We start from the raw sequence: 3,227 nt of genomic DNA, 5'->3' as shown, positions 1-3,227 counted from the left end.
TCGATGCACTGACCGCCGCGTTAAGCGCCCGCGCGCCGCCCATGCAGTAGCCGACGACGCCAACCGGCCCGGTGATCCCTGCGGCGGTCAGTGCATCGAGGAAGGCGGCGCCGTCGCGGATGGTCATGCCCTGCGTCGTGCCGCCGCTCAGCATCAAAAGCGCAGCCTTGCTCTTTTCCTCGGCAAAGGCGGTCTTGGGGTCGAACGGACCATAGGGCACATAGCGATAGAAGAGATCGGGCACCAGCACCGCATACCCATGCCCCGCGAGCCGCTCGGCCATCTGGTCGAGCGCCGGGCGCGGACCGAAAATATCCATGTACAGGATGATTCCGGCCTTGGCCGGCGCGGCTGGACGAAACAGCCGGGCTTTCGCCGAACCATCCTGGGTCTTGATCTCAAGGTCCTGCTTCGTCATTGCGCGCTCCGCTTGTTGCCACGCGATAGATATCCGCGTCGGCCGTCAGGGCAAGCCAGGACATCTCAATCGCAGTCAAGTTCCCGTGCGACTCGGAACCATCTCTACAGGCCGGCGAACGCCGCCATGTGGAAGGCCTGAACATCGGCTGGGTAGCGATAGTCGGAGCCATAGGGGCAGGCGTTGCGGTCGAGGCAGCCGCCGCTGCGGCAAGGCGCGCCATCGGCGCCGCGCACATGCGCCAGACAGGCCTGGTTCGTGAAGCCGTCCGCCGCATAGGCGTCGACCGGGCAGGATTTCAGGCAAGGTTTGTCGACACATGCATCGCAAAGGTGAATCGATGCCTCAGGTGCGGGGATGGCAATCGCCTCCTCGAACAGCAGCGCGCCGCGATAGGCATGCCAAAGCCCGTAGCGCGGGTGCATGAGGATACCCAGTGGCGACGGCCTTAGCCCCTCCGCCCGCATCGCCCATTGCTGGAACGGCAGATAGGGCCTGTCGGAGGGCGACACGGCGCGCGCGCCGAACTTTTCCGCGACCGAACCGATCACCCCGCGCGCCCATGTGTCGAGCGGATCGGCGATGGCCTGCGGTTGCCGCTCCCGCCAGCGCAGGAAATGCGGCCACGGCGCAGCACCCGCCTGCCCGACCAGCAGGATGGACCTGGCGGGCATGCCGGAGCGCCCGGCGGGTGCTGTGTCCTGGCTGGTGAAACGGAAGCCGCCGCGCAGGATCAAGCCATCGACCGCGAGCACGGCCGAGATATCGTCGACCGTGCCGCGCGAAACAATCATCCCTTCTTGCCCGGCTCGGAGAATGCGCTCCGCCAGACTTCCTTGTGGATGATGTCGGCCACTTTAGCCCGGCCTGACTCGGGCTCCTTTCAAGTGAAGGCGTCGGCCATCGAGCCTTTCTTCCTGGCGATGAAGTCGGTCAGGGCTTCCTCGATCGCCGGATCGAGGTAAGGCGCCTCGTAGCTTTCCAGCCAGCGGCGGGCGAGCTCGTTGGCCCGCTGCGGCGCGGTCTTTTCGCCTTCCGCCAGCCACTGCTCGTAGGAATTGTTGTCGGCAATGTTGGAGCGGTAGAAGGCGGTCTGGAAATTGGCCTGGGTGTGGTCGCAGCCGAGATAGTGGCTGCCCGGACCGACCTGGCGGATGGCGTCCATCGCCTGGCCGTTTTCCGACAGGTCGACGCCCTCGGAGAATTTCTGCTGCATGCCGAGCTGGTCGATGTCCATCATGAACTTCTCGTAGCAGGACGCCAGCCCGCCCTCGAGCCAGCCGGCCGAGTGCAGCACGAAATTCGCACCGGCAAGAATGGTCGAGTTCAGCGTGTTGGCGCTCTCGTAAGCCGCCTGCGCGTCCGGAACCTTCGCGGCGCAGAGCGAGCCGCCGGTGCGGAACGGCAGGCCGAGACGGCGGGCAAGCTGCGCGGCGCCATAGGAGACCAGCGACGGTTCCGGCGTGCCGAAGGTCGGCGCGCCCGACTGCATCGAGATCGACGAGGCGAAAGTGCCGAACAGCACCGGCGCGCCCGGCCGGATCAGCTGCGTGAACGAAGCGCCGGCCAGCACTTCGGCCAGCACCTGCGTCAGCGTGCCGGCGACAGTCACCGGGCTCATCGCGCCGGCAAGGATGAACGGCGTGACGATGCAGGCCTGGTTGTGGCGCGAATAGACCTTCAACGCGCCGAGCATCGTCTCGTCGAACACCATCGGCGAGTTGGCGTTGATCAGGCTGGTCAGCACCGTGTTGTTCTCGACGAAGTCGTCGCCGAAAACGAGTTTGGCCATCGCCACCGTGTCCTCGGCGCGCTCCGGCGCGGTCACCGAGCCCATGAACGGCTTGTCGGAATATTTGATATGGCTGTAGACCATATCGAGATGGCGCTTGTTGACGGGAACGTCGACCGGCTCGCACACCGTGCCGCCCGAATGGTGGATCGACGGCGCCATATAGGCGAGCTTCACGAAGTTCCGGAAATCCTCGATCGTCGCATAGCGGCGGTTGCCGTCGAGATCGCGCACGAAGGGCGGGCCATAGACCGGCGCGAACACCGTCGCTTTACCGCCGACCTGCACCGAGCGTTCGGGGTTGCGCGCATGCTGGGTGTAGACGGACGGCGCTGTCTTCAGCAGCGAACGGCAGAGCCCCTTCGGGAAATGCACGCGCTCGCCCTTGACGTCGGCGCCGGCCTCTTTCCAGAGCTGCAGGGCTTCGGCGTCGTCGCGGAAGATGATGCCGATCTCTTCGAGCACCGTGTCGGTGTTCTTCTCGATCAGCGCCAGGCCTTCCTCGTCCAGCACTTCATAGACGTTGATCTTGCGCTTGATGTAGGTGAGCTGGGTGCCCGGACCGCCGCCCGAGCGCGCTGCCCGTCGCGCCGCCGCGCCACTGCCAGCGCCGCGCCCGCGTCTGCCGCTCGACGGCTCCTGCTCGACTGCCGCGTTCTCGCTCATGATCGTTCTTCCCTGATTTTGTTCTGACCTGATGTGGATTGCGGCCGCGTGCGGCTGCTTCTCGCCGGATCGTAGCCATGCACCCTATTCGAAACGGCCAGCCAGCGCCAACGCCTGTCGCAAAATCGACAAGAATTCCAATAGATTTGCGGTCGCTTTCCTTTTGCGGGAAGTCGCAAATCAGCTATGGATACGCGGCCCTCGCGGGTTAGGTATTGGCGCATCGATTTTAGGCTGCCGCAGACATTCCGAGCAGCAAGGAGCCCGAGAAAAAATGTCCGACGACGAGATCATCCTTTCCGAGCTTTCCGACGACGAGCTCGTGCAGCAGATGCACGACGACCTTTATGA

General features: G+C 64.6%; 3 protein-coding genes and 1 pseudogene. 1 reads left to right on the top strand and 3 read right to left on the bottom strand.

Annotated elements, in window-relative coordinates:
• The 3 genes from EN780_RS30700 to EN780_RS30690 form a co-directional block, all read right to left on the bottom strand.
• Positions 1 to 418: dienelactone hydrolase family protein (locus EN780_RS30700; protein ID WP_189556872.1), on the bottom strand; the 418-nt coding region annotated here is incomplete at its 3' end.
• 104 nt (positions 419 to 522) lie between these two features.
• Complete coding sequence (locus EN780_RS30695; RefSeq protein WP_127311888.1) at positions 523 to 1,212, bottom strand: 4Fe-4S dicluster domain-containing protein; 690 nt, start codon at positions 1,210 to 1,212, stop codon at positions 523 to 525.
• Positions 1,213 to 1,301: 89 nt separating this feature from the next.
• On the bottom strand, positions 1,302 to 2,876 hold the full coding sequence (locus EN780_RS30690) for a trimethylamine methyltransferase family protein (RefSeq protein ID WP_127285138.1): 1,575 nt from the start codon (positions 2,874 to 2,876) through the stop codon (positions 1,302 to 1,304).
• A 274-nt stretch (positions 2,877 to 3,150) separates the two neighbouring features.
• Here EN780_RS30690 and EN780_RS41625 point away from each other — a divergent pair.
• Positions 3,151 to 3,227, top strand: a pseudogene (locus EN780_RS41625) (cobalamin-binding protein); the annotation flags it as partial.

Source organism: Mesorhizobium sp. M4B.F.Ca.ET.089.01.1.1 (assembly GCF_004022605.1).
GTDB classification, from domain to species: Bacteria; Pseudomonadota; Alphaproteobacteria; order Rhizobiales; family Rhizobiaceae; genus Mesorhizobium; species Mesorhizobium abyssinicae.
The sequence above is the reverse complement of the archived record's forward strand: the minus strand, read 5'-3'. Positions and strand labels throughout refer to the sequence as shown.

Excerpts from the sequence above, each read along its gene's own strand:
- EN780_RS30695 (WP_127311888.1), bottom strand. The coding sequence starts at position 1,212 with ATGATTGTTTCGCGCGGCACGGTCGACGATATCTCGGCCGTGCTCGCG.
- EN780_RS30690 (WP_127285138.1), bottom strand. The coding sequence starts at position 2,876 with ATGAGCGAGAACGCGGCAGTCGAGCAGGAGCCGTCGAGCGGCAGACGC.